At 72.7% G+C, this 13,428-nt stretch carries 14 protein-coding genes and 1 pseudogene; 10 read left to right on the plus strand and 5 right to left on the minus strand.

Annotation, left to right across the window (positions count from 1 at the left end):
• The first annotated feature begins 7 nt into the window (after positions 1 to 7).
• A complete protein-coding gene (locus ACZ6R9_RS24065) occupies positions 8 to 949 on the plus strand; it encodes a nucleotidyl transferase AbiEii/AbiGii toxin family protein (RefSeq protein WP_465540265.1) in 942 nt (313 codons plus the stop codon).
• Between the two features lie 4 nt (positions 950 to 953).
• Here ACZ6R9_RS24065 and ACZ6R9_RS24070 read toward each other — a convergent pair whose 3' ends face one another.
• The gene (locus tag ACZ6R9_RS24070; protein WP_465540266.1) at positions 954 to 1,319 is read right to left on the minus strand and encodes a DsbA family protein; all 366 of its coding nucleotides are present in this window, start codon (positions 1,317 to 1,319) and stop codon (positions 954 to 956) included.
• Between the two features lie 109 nt (positions 1,320 to 1,428).
• Here ACZ6R9_RS24070 and ACZ6R9_RS24075 point away from each other — a divergent pair.
• The 6 genes and pseudogenes from ACZ6R9_RS24075 to ACZ6R9_RS24100 form a co-directional block, all read left to right on the plus strand.
• A pseudogene (locus ACZ6R9_RS24075) lies at positions 1,429 to 1,521 on the plus strand (MerR family transcriptional regulator); the annotation flags it as partial.
• A gap of 92 nt (positions 1,522 to 1,613) precedes the next feature.
• Positions 1,614 to 1,835: a hypothetical protein gene (locus ACZ6R9_RS24080; protein ID WP_465540348.1), complete on the plus strand. Its 222-nt coding sequence runs from the start codon at positions 1,614 to 1,616 to the stop codon at positions 1,833 to 1,835.
• A 9-nt stretch (positions 1,836 to 1,844) separates the two neighbouring features.
• Positions 1,845 to 3,419, plus strand: coding sequence for an AMP-binding protein (locus ACZ6R9_RS24085; protein ID WP_465540267.1), 1,575 nt, complete (start codon positions 1,845 to 1,847; stop codon positions 3,417 to 3,419).
• Positions 3,420 to 3,511: 92 nt separating this feature from the next.
• Positions 3,512 to 4,135: an MBL fold metallo-hydrolase gene (locus ACZ6R9_RS24090; protein WP_465540268.1), complete on the plus strand. Its 624-nt coding sequence runs from the start codon at positions 3,512 to 3,514 to the stop codon at positions 4,133 to 4,135.
• A 166-nt stretch (positions 4,136 to 4,301) separates the two neighbouring features.
• Positions 4,302 to 5,303 carry a phosphatase PAP2 family protein gene (locus tag ACZ6R9_RS24095; protein WP_465540269.1) on the plus strand — a complete coding sequence of 334 codons (1,002 nt, stop codon included), beginning with the start codon at positions 4,302 to 4,304 and terminating at the stop codon, positions 5,301 to 5,303.
• Between the two features lie 420 nt (positions 5,304 to 5,723).
• Positions 5,724 to 5,915: a hypothetical protein gene (locus ACZ6R9_RS24100; protein ID WP_380478688.1), complete on the plus strand. Its 192-nt coding sequence runs from the start codon at positions 5,724 to 5,726 to the stop codon at positions 5,913 to 5,915.
• A 445-nt stretch (positions 5,916 to 6,360) separates the two neighbouring features.
• Here ACZ6R9_RS24100 and ACZ6R9_RS24105 read toward each other — a convergent pair whose 3' ends face one another.
• Positions 6,361 to 6,810 (minus strand): hypothetical protein, encoded by a 450-nt coding sequence (locus ACZ6R9_RS24105; RefSeq protein ID WP_465540270.1) that lies wholly within the window; start codon positions 6,808 to 6,810, stop codon positions 6,361 to 6,363.
• 160 nt (positions 6,811 to 6,970) lie between these two features.
• On the opposite strand from ACZ6R9_RS24105, the gene ACZ6R9_RS24110 reads away from it, so the two are divergent.
• Positions 6,971 to 7,405, plus strand: coding sequence for a VOC family protein (locus tag ACZ6R9_RS24110; protein ID WP_380478682.1), 435 nt, complete (start codon positions 6,971 to 6,973; stop codon positions 7,403 to 7,405).
• A gap of 66 nt (positions 7,406 to 7,471) precedes the next feature.
• On the opposite strand, the gene ACZ6R9_RS24115 is transcribed toward ACZ6R9_RS24110, so the two are convergent.
• From ACZ6R9_RS24115 to gcvH, 3 genes are all read right to left on the minus strand, one after another.
• Positions 7,472 to 8,023, minus strand: a complete 552-nt coding sequence (locus ACZ6R9_RS24115) for a SixA phosphatase family protein (RefSeq protein WP_465540271.1) — start codon at positions 8,021 to 8,023, stop codon at positions 7,472 to 7,474.
• Positions 8,024 to 8,323: 300 nt separating this feature from the next.
• Positions 8,324 to 9,313, minus strand: a complete 990-nt coding sequence (locus ACZ6R9_RS24120) for an endonuclease/exonuclease/phosphatase family protein (RefSeq protein WP_465540272.1) — start codon at positions 9,311 to 9,313, stop codon at positions 8,324 to 8,326.
• Between the two features lie 145 nt (positions 9,314 to 9,458).
• On the minus strand, positions 9,459 to 9,842 hold the full coding sequence (gene gcvH / locus ACZ6R9_RS24125; RefSeq protein ID WP_380478676.1) for a glycine cleavage system protein GcvH: 384 nt from the start codon (positions 9,840 to 9,842) through the stop codon (positions 9,459 to 9,461).
• A gap of 299 nt (positions 9,843 to 10,141) precedes the next feature.
• On the opposite strand from gcvH, the gene ACZ6R9_RS24130 reads away from it, so the two are divergent.
• Positions 10,142 to 11,791, plus strand: coding sequence for an acyclic terpene utilization AtuA family protein (locus tag ACZ6R9_RS24130; RefSeq protein ID WP_465540350.1), 1,650 nt, complete (start codon positions 10,142 to 10,144; stop codon positions 11,789 to 11,791).
• A complete protein-coding gene (locus ACZ6R9_RS24135) occupies positions 11,788 to 13,386 on the plus strand; it encodes an acyl-CoA carboxylase subunit beta (protein ID WP_380478674.1) in 1,599 nt (532 codons plus the stop codon). The genes ACZ6R9_RS24130 and ACZ6R9_RS24135 overlap by 4 nt, the downstream gene beginning before the upstream one ends.
• Positions 13,387 to 13,428 lie beyond the last annotated feature (42 nt).

Consider the following 13,428-nt stretch of genomic DNA (forward strand, 5'->3'; position numbering starts at 1 on the left):
GTGGCCGGTGGGGCGGCGTGCGGTGCTCGACCACTTGGTGGCGTTGCTGGCGGGGTCGGCCTGGGGCGGCGCGCTGGTGCTGCGGGGGAGCATGGTGATGCCCGCCTGGGTGGGTGAGGCCGCGCGGGAACCCGCCGATCTGGACTGGGTCGTGGAACCGTCCACCCTGGTCCCCGTCGACCAGGCCGACCCCTACCCGTACGTCCAGGAGTTGACGACGCTCCAGCAGTGGCCCGAGGCGGCCGACGGCGCGGCCGGGTACGAGATGTGGGCGTTCGAGGAGTTCGAGACGCGCGGCCTGCGCGCGCACCTCCCGCCCGAAGGATGCCACTGGGTACCGGAGGCCGAGGCCGACGACCAGGGGCCGGAAACGGTGCTGCGCGAGCTCGTCGCCCGGCACCCGGTGGCCGCCCCCGGCATCGCGCTCGACCCCAACTCCGTTCGCACCGACGGCGGGTGGACCTACGACAGCGACGGCGAGGTACCGGGCGTGCGGATCGCCGTGCAGTGGACGGCGGACGGGCGGCCGGCCGGCGAGGTGACCGTCGACTTCGCGCACGACGAACGGCTGCCCGAGCCGCCCGTACTGACAGCCGTGCCACGCGGTGACGGCGCCGGGGTGACGGCGGTCCGGACGGCGAGCAGGGAACTGTCGCTCGCCTGGAAACTGCTGTGGCTGCACGCCGACGGCGCCGAGGGCCGAGCCCGCGCCAAGGACCTGTACGACGCCGTCCTGCTCGCCGAAGTGTGCGCGGCCACCCTCACCCCGGACCTGCTGCGTCGCGTCCTCGCCCGCGAGCCCGGCCACCCGGGGCGACTGCGGCTGGACACCCTCGCCGTCCCCCCGCCCGACTGGGCGGACCTGCGAGCCGCCGACCCCCGAATCACCGGCACCGCCGACGAGTGGTCGGGACGACTGCGGGACGCCCTCGCCGCGCTGCGCCACTAGCCGGTCACTTGGTCGAACAGCAGTCCGCCGCCGCGCCGTGCTGCGTTGCCGCGCCGTGCTGCGTCGGCGTGGCCTGTCCGGCGAGGGCCCGGCGGAGGGCGGCTTCGTCCGGCAGGCCGGACATCCTGCCGTCGGGGTGCCAGTAGAGGCGGCAGGACAGGCTGGGCTCCGCGCCGGGCGGGGCGAAGGGGTCGGCGCCGTTGATCAGGATGGTCGGCGAGCCGTACATGCCCAGCTGGGCGGCCTCGGACTCGTCGGCCACCTCGATCAGGTCGACCTCGGCCTCCTGCCCGGCCAGCGCGGCGGTCACCAGCGAAAGCGCGGGGCGCGCGTTCGGGCAGTCCGCCACCGTCAGCACCGTGATGCGCATGTGCCGCTCCTCCACTTCTCCGGCGTCCCGTCGCCTCGCCGCCTCGTCGCCTCGTCGTTCGAGGCTGGACCTTCCACCGTACTGGTAGGTCAAGCGCCGGCCTGGGGCCATGCGCATCGGCGACCTCGCCGCCCGCACCGGGCCGAGGACCAAGACCGTCCGCTTCCACGAGGACAGCGGCCTGCTGCGCCCGCCCCCGCGCACCCCGGGCGGCTGCCGCGACTGCCCGGACAGCGCGGTGAGCCGGCCCGGTTCCTCCGCGACACCCGAGGTGCCGGACTCACCCTCGCCGAGATCCGCTCGCTGCTCACGCTGCGCGACGACGGTCACGCCCGGTGCGGCCACGTCAACCGGCCTCATCCACGAGGACCTCGCCGACATCGAGCGCCGGATGGCATCTGCACCACCGTCACCCCCGGCGCGCAATCCGGCTGGTCGTCAAAAATGCGCCGTCGGCGAAGTGTTCGCGCCAACTACCGGCCGCCGCTTCCCGGTTCGGCGGCCCGGCCGGGTTAGCCTGAGGCCATGGTTGCCTACCACAACGAAGAAGTAGCCATGCCCGACGCGGAGTTCGTCAACGGCCTTGCGCTGATCCTCCGGTCCCTCGCCGCCGCCCCGGACCGGCCGGCCATCGTCACCGCCGACGGCGCCGGGATCACCGCCGGCGAGTTCGCCGCCGCCACCTACCGCCTCGCCCACGAGCTGATCTCCCGGGGCGTCGCCCGCGGCACCACCGTGACCCTGCTGACCGGCAACACCCCCGAGGCGCTGAGCGCCCGGTACGCGGCGGGCCTGGCCGGCGCCCGGGTGGTGAACCTGTACGACGGGATGAGCGCCCCGGTGCTGGCCGAGATCACCGCGAGCGTCGACACCGCCGTGCTGCTCGTGGACGCCGAACGGTATGCCCACGCACCGGAGTTGCTCCCGCTGATCGACGTGCCGACCGTCTTCACCCTGGGCCCCGGTCCGGCCGACGGCACCAACGCCATCGGTGTGGATGTGATCGCCGCGGCCGCCCACCGCCCCGCCGAGCCGCCGGACGTCCGGATCGGCCCGGAGGACGACCTCGGCATCCGCCACACCGGCGGCACCACCGGCATCCCGAAGGGCATCGTCAGCCTGCACGGGCCCTACCGCCGCGTCTTCGACGCCCCGGTGGGCAGCGGCGCCCTCGCGCCCCGGCTCCTCGTCGCCACCCCGCTGGCCCACCTCGCCGGGATCTTCTCCGACCTGGTCCTCCAGCGCGGCGGCACGGTGGTCCTGCAGCGCTCCTTCGACCCCGGCGCCGTCCTGGCGGCCATCGAACGCGAACGCATCACCGAGTTCTGGGTGCTGCCGGCGCTGCTCCACCAGCTGCTCGACCACCCGATGATCGGCCGCACCGACCTGTCCAGCCTGCGGCTGATCATGTACGGCGGCAGCGCCGCCTCGCCGACCCGGATCCGCGAGGCGCTCAAGGTCTTCGGCCCGGTGCTGGTCGGCGTCTACGGCATGTCGGAGGCACAGCTGATCTCCGCCCTCGGCCCCCAGGAGCACGGCCGGACCGGCCGCGGTGGGCAGATCCCGGTCGGCCGGCCCGTCCCGGGCGTCGAGGTGGCGATCCGTGACCTCGACGGCGCCGACCTGCCGACCGGCGAGGAGGGCGAGATCCACCTGCGCTCCGAGGCCGTCATGGCCGGGTACTGGAAGCAGCCCGAGCTCACCGCCGCGGTGGTGCGGGACGGCTGGCTGCACACCGGCGATGTCGGCTACTTCGACGAGGACGGCTACCTCTACCTGTCCGACCGGGTCAAGGACCTGATCATCGTGGTCGGCGGGCACGTCTACCCCTCCGAGCTGGAAGACCTCCTGGTCACCCACCCGACGGTCGCCCGCTGCGCGGTCTTCGGCGTCCGCGACGAGCAGGAGACCGAGCACGTCCACGTCGCCGTCGTCCCCGCCCCGGGCCGGCAGCCGCGCCTGGACGAGCTGCGCGCCTTCGTCACCGAACGCAAGGGCCGGATCTACGCCCCCGAGGTGCTGCACCTCGTCGAGGAGATCCCGCTGACGCCCGTCGGCAAGCCGGACAAGAAGCGCCTGCGCGAGGCCGCCGCGAACTGACCGCCGCCCCGGGCTCCCGGGAGCTGACGGAGCGTCAGGGAGCCTGGGAAAAACGGGAGGCGGCGCTCCGGCGGGGCCGATAGGTTGACCGGATGCTGCTGACGAAGTATGTCCACGCGTGCGTCCGGATCGAGGACGACCAGAAGTCCGTGCTGATCGACCCGGGGTGCTGGACGGCGCCGGAAGCCTTCGCCGGAGTCCGCGCGGTGCTGATCACCCACGGTCACCGCGACCATGTGGACCACGACCTGCTGGCGGCGGCCCGGAAGGCCGGCCCGGCCCTCGAGGTGTTCGCCCCGGAGGACGTCGCCGCCGAACTGGGCGACGGCGTCCGCCCGTTGGCGGTGGGGGAGCGGTTCGAGGCGGGCGGCTTCGCGGTGCGCGCCGTCGGCGGGCGGCACGCCCAGGTCATCGACAACTACCCGGACTGCCCGAACCTCGGCTACTTGGTCGAGGGCGCTCTCTACCACCCGGGCGACTCGCTGCACGTCCCCGACGAGGAGGTGCGTACCCTGCTGCTGCCCACCACCGGGCCGTGGCTGACCATGCGCGGGGCGATCGAGATGGTGCGCGCCGTCCGCCCGGGGCGCGTCGTCCCGATCCACGACCACTACCACAGCGCGGCCGGCCGGGAGAACTTCGACGGCTGGCTCGACGGCGAGGCGGACGCCCGCTACACGCGCCTCGCCCTCGGCGAGTCCACCCGGCTCCACTGAACCCAGCTGGTCTCGGCTTTCCCGGCCGGTTCCGACCGGCCCGGCCCACCGCCGGCGGGCGGCGGCGCACCCCCGTCGCCCGTCCGTGTGCCGTCTGGGAATTCACTGGGAGCCCGGGCGCGCGGCTTGAGGTTTCTCCAAGACGCTCTTGCTAGCTTCGTGACGCATGATCGACTCGTCCCACTTGGCAGCCCGGTCACGTTCGCTGCTGGTCAATCTGCTGGCCAGACTCCGCCCCAGGCACTCCGCCTGGCCGCTGTTCGCCCTCGCATTCTGGCGCTACCTCGCGGTCTACGGACTGCCCTACGCCAACGACGTGGTCTTCCTCTGGCTGATCGCCGCGCTGGTTGCCGCGTCCGTGCACAGCGGCGGCCGCAAGGGCTGGCTGCACGTGCTGCGCGACTGGGTGCCGGTGATGGCCGTGGTCTGGGCGTACTCGCTGCTCAGAGGCTACGGGGCGCACACCCCCTGGCGGCCGCACTACGCCCCCCAGCTCGCCTTCGACAAGGTCCTCGGCTTCGGCGAGACGTGGACGGTGCGCCTGCAGCACCTGCTCTACCACCCGGGCCAGCCGCAGTGGTACGACTACGCGATAGTCAGCGTCTACATGTCGCACTTCTTCGCGGTCTTCGTGATCCTCGCCGTGCTCTGGAAGCGCAACCACGCCCGGTTCCGGCACTTCCTCGCCTGCTACCTCGCCATTACCTTCGCCGGCTTCCTCACCTACGTGCTGTACCCGGCCGTCCCGCCGTGGCTGGCCGGGATCGAGAACCACATGCCGGCCGTCGACCGGATCGTCAACGTCGTGCTGGAGAACAGCGGCCTGCACCGGGCCGGCACCATATTCGAGAACGGCAGCCGGTTCGCCAACGACGTGGCCGCGATGCCCTCGCTGCACTCCGCGTACCCGATGATGATCGCCCTGGTGTTCTGGCCCCGGGCCGGCCGCACCCTGCGGGTGATCCTCGCCGCGTACCCCCTGGCCATGGGCTTCACCCTGGTCTACGGCGGCGAGCACTTCATCATCGACGTGCTGGTCGGCTGGGCCTACGCCTGGGCGGCGGTCACCCTGGTCAATCGTTTCTTCGCCCGCCGTGCCGCGAGCCGCACCGCGAAGCAGGAAGCTGCCGCCGTCAACGCGACGCCGTCCTCCGTCCCGGTCGGCTGACCTTTCGACGTACGGGCCCCCGGCCCCGGACCGGCAAAGTGGTGCCGGACCGGGGCCGGGGCGTCTGCGCAGGACCTCCGCACGGCCGCCGCGCCCTCGGCGCGTTCTCCTCACCGCCTGCGCAACCCGCGCGGAACCCCCCTGCGAACGGCCGGGGAGTTTCCTGGGCGTTCGCTGGGAGCCGAAGGACGCCCGTCGCGGCCGGTTGGACCGCGTGCGGGAGCTGACGCACCGTCAAAACTTCGAGCGGGCCCGCCCGTCCGCCGGTCGCGGTAAAGGCTTTGCCAATCCGTGGCGGAGTCTTGTTGTGGACGCGGGTAGCGTCGTGCGGAACACCGCAGGAGGACCCACCATGGCCACACCCCACACCCCGTCTGCGCCCGGCGAGCGCCCCCGACCCGCCGCCCTGCCGACCGCCCGATGATCTCCGGTCACACTGTCGCGCCCGCGCTCTGGGTGATCGCCCCGCTCGGCGCCGTGCTCTTCGCCGTCGGTCTGGCCTCCACCATCCGGATCCGCCCCGGTACCGACCGCCCGCGCGACCACCTCCTCGGCCCCCTCCTGATCGCCACCGGCATCCTGGTCACCGGCTTCGGCCTCTGGCTCCTCTGACCGGCCCGGCGGACGGGTGGGTGCACCGGTCGTCGAGAAGCGCCCGGTCGAAGTTCCGCCGCCACGCCGACAGGCCCGCCACCGCAGCGGGGGAGTCCGTCACCGCCCGGTCATGCCCGGACGGGAGGCCGTCGCGGTACTCCAACCGGTAGCACGCGCTGTCCCGCCGGTACCGCACCTGCACGTACCGGTCGCCCGCTATTCGTCCACGCCGGTCCGCTCGGCGAGAGGGAACGGTTCCCCGCACCGGAGGGCGGCCACCCGCCTGCGCGGCAGCAGCGTCGTGGCGTCCGGCTCGAAGACCGCCGGCCGCGCCCTGTCCGGCAGCGCACCGCCCGACGCGCACCGGCACGCCCCTCCCACCCGATCCCGGGTACCAGCTCCCGCCCGCCCGGCAGGGCCGCCGCGCCGTTGAGCGCGGTATTGACCGTCCTGGAGCAGGCCGTCAGGGGCAGGCCCAGCAGTACAGGCGCGCACCGCCGGCCTCCGCCCGCACCGCGATCCCGGACAACTCGCTCAGGAACTCGGCGAGCTCGGCCTGGTCGTGGACCATGTCCTCGGTCGCCGCCCACCGCTCGGCGACCTCGTGCAGCAGCGCGGCGTCCTCGTGGAGCTGCCCGAGCGCGCCCCGGAAGGTGTCCGACAGGGTCAGCACCACCACCTCGCCGCCCTCGGCCATGCCGACCAGCGCCGCGCGCCGCGGGTCCGCGCGGAGCTCGGCGGCCGAGCGGCCCGTCACCAACTCCTCGGCCGGGCCGAGCACCACCATCGGATCGATGCCCTTCACCACCACCCCGTCGTACCCCGCCCCGAAGGGCTCGTCGTCGTCCCGGACCACTGCCCCCAGGGCGTCGTCATCGTCAGCGGCGGCGAAGTAACCGAACAGCACTCCCATGCGGGGGAGCATCGCACGCCACACCGACACGCCATCACTCCGCCGCCCGCTTCCCCGCAGGTGCGCGCCCGATCCACTCGCGGCGCCCAGGGCATCGGGATCAACTGCCGGGCGCTGTAAATCAGTCGAGGGCAGGATGGCCCCCTGCTACGGTGGCGCGATGCCAACGGTCAAGAAGTTCCAGGTCACCTTCGACTGCGCCGAACCGGAGCGCGTCGGTCGTTTCTGGTGCGAGGCGCTCGGTTACGTTCCTCCGGCCGTGCCGGAGGGCTTCGACAGCTGGGGCGCGTACACCGAGTCGCAGCCGGCCGAGCAGCGTGGCTCCTGGTTCGTGGCCAGCGACCCGGAGGGCGTCGGCCCGCGGATGTATTTCCAGCGCGTCCCCGAGGGCAAGGTCGTCAAGAACCGCGTCCACCTCGACATCCGGGTCGGCACCGGCCTGGTCGGCCAGGAGCGCCTCGCCGCCCTCGAAGCAGAATGCGCCCGCCTCGAAGCCCTCGGCGCGACCCGCGGCCAGCTCCTGCTCGCCGACGGGTACAACGAGTCCTGCCAGGTCATGCAGGACGTCGAGGGCAACGAGTTCTGCCTCGACTGACGGCCCGACCGTCACCCGGCGCCCGACCGTCACCCGGCGCCCGACCGTCACCCGGCGCCCGGCCCGTCACCCGGCGCCCGGCCCGGCACCCCCGTCGGGCCGGGCGACCTGCGTCGGCGTCCAGAACGCGGTGATCCTGGTGGCACCGGGCCCGAGGTCCTGCCAGGAACCGTCGAACTCCAGGACGGCCACCGAGGCGGTCGGGAAACCGGAATCCGCCACCCGCCGCGAGAGCTCGCCGCCGGCCGTTCCGAGCAGAAACGCGACCAGCTCCGGCAGGCTCGGATTGTGCCCGACCACCAGCAGCTCGCCCACCTCCTCGGGCGTTTCCCGCAGCAGCGTGACCAGTTCGCCGAGAGGCGCCGCCCGCCGGTGGATCTCCACGCTGAGGTCGTAGAGCCGCTGCTCGCGGACCACCTCGGGCAGCCGCGCCAGTGCCGCGCCCATGCAGTCCCAGGTCTCCCGGGTCCGTCGGGCGCCGGACACCCGCGCGAGCTCCGGCACGACACCGAACCCCGCGAGCCACCGCCCGGCCGCGAGCGCCTCCGCCCGCCCCGGCCCGTCGAGCCGCCGCTCCTGATCAACGGCCGTGTCCCGCTCGGCCTGCCCATGCCGCACCAGCACAAGCCTCCGGCCGGTAGCCGACGTCACATCGCCCTCCCATGACCGCCGTCCGCCGGCGCGGCCCGGCGGAATCGCTTGATCACTTTCCGCTGAACGCTACCCGAGGCGTGCGGGCCGGTCGCTGGGCCGCTCGCGCCCGTCCGTGGCTCGTTCGCCTGCGCGGGTGTCGTGGGCGGTGAGGCGACGAAGACGTCGGTCACTCAGCCGAGCGGATCTGCAGGCACGTCTTCCGGCAGCTGGTGGAGCGGGCTCCGCCACCGACCCGTCGCGGTCCCCAGCCTCGCGGCCGGAAAGTCAGCTGTCGCGGACGGCCAGTTCGGCCACCACCGCACGGTGGTCCGTCCGGACCAGGGTGTGCTCGTCGATCGACACGGGGAGCATGGCCGGGCCGTGCAGGACGTGGTCGATCTGGATCATCGGCGGCAGGTACGGGAAGTCCAGGTTGTGCTCCGGCCAGGTCGGGAACAGTCCGGCCCCCAACTCGGCGTGCACGTCCGCCAGTCCGGTCTCCAGCAGGCTCCGCATCGGCGCGTGGTCGAGCGTCGCGTTGAAGTCGCCCAGCAGCACCGCGTTGCGGCTGCGCCCCGGCGCGGCATCCCGCAGCGCGTGCATCCCGGCCGCCCACTTGCGGGCGTCACCCAGCGGGTAGTACGTGTGCACCGCCACCAGCTGGACCGGCCGGCCGTCCACGGTGACGGTCACGTTCGTGGTCGGCCAGGCCGGATCGGCCGCCGCCGTCACCGGCAGCCGGGTGTAGATCGCGGTGTCGGTGCCGTCCGGCATCTCCCGGTGCGGCAGCAGCTCGCGGATGCCCGCCGCGTCCAGCGCGGCCGCCGCCGAACCGCTCAACTCCTCGACCGCCAGCGCGTCCAGTCGCTGCGCCCGGACCAGGTCGACCAGTGCCTGCGGCGAGACATTGCCCATGTACGCGTTGCTGGTCGCCACCCGAAGCCGCGGCGCACCGTCCGGCACCTGCGCCCCGTCCGGGACGAACCGCGGTACCAGCCACCACAGTTGCAGCCCGACCAGGACGGCGGCCAGACCCGCGAGCCAGCGGCGGCGCAGCACGGCCAGTACCGGCACCAGCAGCAAGGTCAGCAGAGCGGCGAACGGCAGCCCGGCGATCGGCAGGGCGAGGACCGTCCCGTCGTCCAGGCCCAGGACGCGGACCGTGGCGAGCGCGGCAGGCCCGAGCAGCAGCAGGCCGCACAGGACGGTCAGCGCCGGACGCCACCAGCGGCCTCTCCGCGCGAGTGAACCGGTTCCCGACACGCCGTCAGCCACGATGCTCCTCCGGTGGGGGCGCCGGTGGCATTCATGATCACCGGTCGCCGTCGTCGGGAGAAGACGCCCGGCGGGGGAGCTCGGTTCCGCACCCGGGCCGGCCCTGCGCCCCCGGCCGACCCTGCCTGCCCGGCCGACCCGGAGGCTACTCGCCGATGACCGCCTTGTAGCCGGCCGCGTCGCGCAGATTGTCGAGCTCGGACTTGTCGGACGGCTTGAGCCTGAAGATCCAGGCGTCGTAGGGCTCCTCGTTGAGGAGTTCCGGGCTGTCGTTCAGCTCCTCGTTGACGGCGACCACCGTGCCGCCGACCGGCGCGTAGATGTCCGACGCGGCCTTGACCGACTCGACCAGACCGGCCGCGTCGCCGGCCTTGAAGACCTTCCCCACCGCCGTCAGCTCCACGAACACCACATCGCCGAGCGCGTTCTGGGCGTGATCGCTGATTCCGACCGTCACCGTGCCGTCGGCCTCCAGGCGCGCCCACTCGTGCGACTCGGCAAACCGCAGATCAGCAGGGATGTTCGACATGTTCACTCCTCCGGAAGGTGGTTGACCACAGCAGGCTCAGCATGCCCGAGGCCGTCGATCCGCCGGTGGATTTCCTCCCCAAAACCGACGAAACGTCAGTTTTGCTTGACAGGTGGGCGGGCGCCGTGCGCCGGCAGAAAAACAAGCACGCGTGCTTGATTTGTCGGCGGGCCAGTGTCACGCTCGGTCGCGACCACCCGGACGAACGGTGGTCGGACGGCTGGGAGTTGGGAGGTTCCGTGCTGCGGATCGGCAATGCTTCGGGGTTCTACGGGGACCGGTTCGCCGCGTTCCGGGAGATGCTGACCGGCGGTCCGCTGGACGTGCTGACAGGCGACTACCTGGCCGAGTTGACGATGCTGATCCTGGCCCGCGACCGGCTGCGCGACCCGCAGCGCGGCTACGCGCGGACGTTCCTGCGGCAGGCCGAGGAATGCCTCGCCGAGGCGATCGACCGAGGCGTGCGGATCGTCGTCAACGCGGGCGGCCTCAACCCGTCCCGCCTCGCCGAGGCACTCGGCGAGCTCGCCGACCGGCAAGGGGTGCGGGCCCGGATCGGGTACCTGACGGGAGACGAACTGTTGCCCCGCGCCGCGGAGTTCGGCTGGACGGGGGAGGACCCGCGCCGTCCGCTGCTCGCCGCCAACGCGTACCTGGGGGCGTTCGGCATCGCCGAGTGCCTGCGCGGTGGCGCGGACGTGGTGGTGACGGGGCGGGTGACCGATGCCGCGCTGGTGGTCGGGCCGGGGATCGCACACTACGGGTGGACGCCCGGCGACTTGGACGCGCTGGCGGGTGCGGTGGTGGCCGGACATGTGCTGGAGTGCGGGGCGCAGGCCACCGGCGGGAACTACGCATTCTTCGCCGAACACAGGAACGGCCTCCTCGACCACCCCGGCTTCCCGCTCGCCGAACTGCACGCCGACGGCAGCAGCGTGATCACCAAGCACCCGGGCACCGGCGGCGTGGTGAACGTCGGCACCGTCACCGCCCAACTCCTGTACGAGACAGGCGGACCGCGCTACCTCGGCCCGGACGTCACCGCCCGCCTGGACACCGTGACGCTCACCCAGGACGGGCCGGACCGGGTGCGGATCGACGGGGTGCGCGGCGAGGCCCCGCCGGCCACCCTCAAGGTCGGGCTGAACCGGCTCGGCGGCTACCGCAACGAGCTGGTGTTCGTCCTCACCGGGCTCGACATCGAGGCCAAAGCGGCTTTCCTGCAACGGCAGTTGACCCGCGCGCTGGCCGACCCGCCGGCCGAACTGCGCTGGACGCTGGCCCGCACCGATCATGCGGACGCCGACACCGAGGAGCGGGCCAGCGCCCTGCTCCGGCTCACCGCCCGCGACCCGCAGGAGGCCAAGGTCGGCCGCGCCCTCACCGCGGCCGCCGTCGAACTCGGCCTGGCCGGCTATCCGGGCTTCCATCTGACCGCCCCGCCCGCCCCGGCCACCCCCTACGGGGTGTTCGAGGCAAGGGAGTTGGACGCCAAGGAGGTCGAGCACCTGGCCCACCTGCCCGGCGGCGCCCCCGTCACCGTCAATTCCCACCAGCACGGTGTGAGCCAACTCGCCCCGACGGAACAGCAGTTGCCGCCCGAGCCGGAGAAGGGCCCGACCCGCCGGGCCCCGCTCGGCCTGGTCGCCGGAGCCCGCAGCGGCGACAAGGGCGGCGACGCCAACCTCGGCGTGTGGGCCCGCGACGAGGCCGGCTGGCGCTGGCTCGCACACACCCTGACCACCGAGAGGCTCCGCGAACTCATACCGGAGACCGGCCAGTTGACCATCGAGCGGCACCTGCTGCCGAAGCTCCGCGCCGTCAACTTCACCATCCGCGGCCTGCTCGGCGAAGGCGTCGCCGCCCAGGCCCGGTTCGACCCGCAGGCCAAAGCGCTGGGGGAGTGGCTGCGCTCCCGGCACCTCGACATCCCGGAGGCACTGCTGTGACCGTACTGCCCACCCGGCTGGACACCAGCGGGCCCGCGTACACCGCCAACCGCGCCGCCATGCTGGAGAGGCTCGCCGCGCTGGACGCCGAACACGCCAAGGCGCTGGCCGGCGGCGGGCCCAAGTACGTGGAGCGGCACCGCAGTCGGGGCAAACTACTGGCCCGGGAGCGGATCGAGCTGCTGATCGACCCGGACTCGCCGTTCCTGGAACTCTCGCCGCTGGCCGCCTGGGGCAGCGACTACCCGGTCGGCGCGTCGCTGGTCACCGGGATCGGCGTGATCGAGGGCACCGAGTGCGTGATCACCGCCAACGACCCCACCGTGCGCGGCGGTTCGTCCAACCCGTGGACGCTGCGCAAGGCCCTGCGGGCCAACGAGATCGCACTGCGCAACCGGCTGCCGCTGGTCAACCTGGTGGAGTCCGGCGGCGCCGACCTGCCCAGCCAGAAGGAGATCTTCATCCCGGGCGGCGCACTGTTCCGCGACCTCACCCGGCTCTCGGCGGCCGGAATCCCCACCGTGGCCGTGGTGTTCGGCAACTCCACGGCGGGCGGGGCGTACGTGCCCGGCATGTCCGACCACGTGATCATGGTCAAGGAGCGGGCCAAGGTGTTCCTCGGCGGACCGCCACTGGTCAAGATGGCCACCGGCGAAGAGGCCGACGACGAGTCCCTCGGCGGCGCCGAGATGCATGCCCGCACCTCCGGCCTGGCCGACCACCTCGCCCTCGACGAACCCGACGCGCTGCGCCTGGCCCGCCGGGTGGTGCACCGCCTGCACTGGCGCAAGTCCGGCCCCGAGCCGAGGAGTTGGTACGAGCCGCCGAAGTACCAGGAGGACGAGCTGCTGGGTATCGTCCCCGGCGACCTGAAGGCACCGTTCGACCCGCGCGAGGTGATCGCCCGGATCGCCGACGGCTCCGACTTCGACGAGTTCAAGCCGCTGTACGGCAGCAGCCTGACCACCGGCTGGGCCACCGTCCACGGGTACCCGGTCGGCATCCTGGCGAACGCCCAGGGCGTGCTGTTCAGCCAGGAGTCGCAGAAGGCCGCCCAGTTCATCCAACTCGCCAACCAGCGCGACCGGCCGCTGCTGTTCCTGCACAACACCACCGGCTACATGGTCGGCCGCGACTACGAACAGGGCGGCATCATCAAGCACGGCGCGATGATGATCAACGCCGTGTCGAACAGCACCGTCCCGCACATCTCGGTGCTGATGGGCGCCTCCTACGGCGCCGGCCACTACGGCATGTGCGGGCGCGCCTACGACCCGCGCTTCCTGTTCGCCTGGCCCAGCGCCAAGTCCGCCGTCATGGGACCGCAGCAACTGGCCGGGGTGCTCTCGATCGTGGCCCGCCAGTCCGCCGCCGCCAAGGGCCAGCCGTACGACGAGGACGCCGACGCCACCATCCGCGCCATGGTCGAGCAGCAGATCGAGGCCGAGTCGCTGCCCGCGTTCCTGTCCGGCCGGCTCTACGACGACGGGGTGATCGACCCGCGCGACACCCGGACCGTGCTCGGCATCTGCCTCTCCGCGATCCACAGCGGCCCGGTCGAAGGCGCCCGCGGCTACGGCGTGTTCCGGATGTAGCGCCACCGACGAACTCAAACCCCCTACAGCGAAAGCGAACTG

This window comes from Kitasatospora sp. NPDC048662 (assembly GCF_055587065.1).

Excerpts from the sequence above, each read along its gene's own strand:
- ACZ6R9_RS24095 (WP_465540269.1), top strand. The coding sequence starts at position 4,302 with ATGATCGACTCGTCCCACTTGGCAGCCCGGTCACGTTCGCTGCTGGTC.
- ACZ6R9_RS24105 (WP_465540270.1), bottom strand. The coding sequence starts at position 6,810 with ATGGGAGTGCTGTTCGGTTACTTCGCCGCCGCTGACGATGACGACGCC.
- ACZ6R9_RS24100 (WP_380478688.1), top strand. The coding sequence starts at position 5,724 with ATGATCTCCGGTCACACTGTCGCGCCCGCGCTCTGGGTGATCGCCCCG.
- ACZ6R9_RS24110 (WP_380478682.1), top strand. The coding sequence starts at position 6,971 with ATGCCAACGGTCAAGAAGTTCCAGGTCACCTTCGACTGCGCCGAACCG.
- gcvH (WP_380478676.1), bottom strand. The coding sequence starts at position 9,842 with ATGTCGAACATCCCTGCTGATCTGCGGTTTGCCGAGTCGCACGAGTGG.
- ACZ6R9_RS24085 (WP_465540267.1), top strand. The coding sequence starts at position 1,845 with ATGGTTGCCTACCACAACGAAGAAGTAGCCATGCCCGACGCGGAGTTC.
- ACZ6R9_RS24070 (WP_465540266.1), bottom strand. The coding sequence starts at position 1,319 with ATGCGCATCACGGTGCTGACGGTGGCGGACTGCCCGAACGCGCGCCCC.
- ACZ6R9_RS24130 (WP_465540350.1), top strand. The coding sequence starts at position 10,142 with ATGCTGACCGGCGGTCCGCTGGACGTGCTGACAGGCGACTACCTGGCC.
- ACZ6R9_RS24090 (WP_465540268.1), top strand. The coding sequence starts at position 3,512 with ATGCTGCTGACGAAGTATGTCCACGCGTGCGTCCGGATCGAGGACGAC.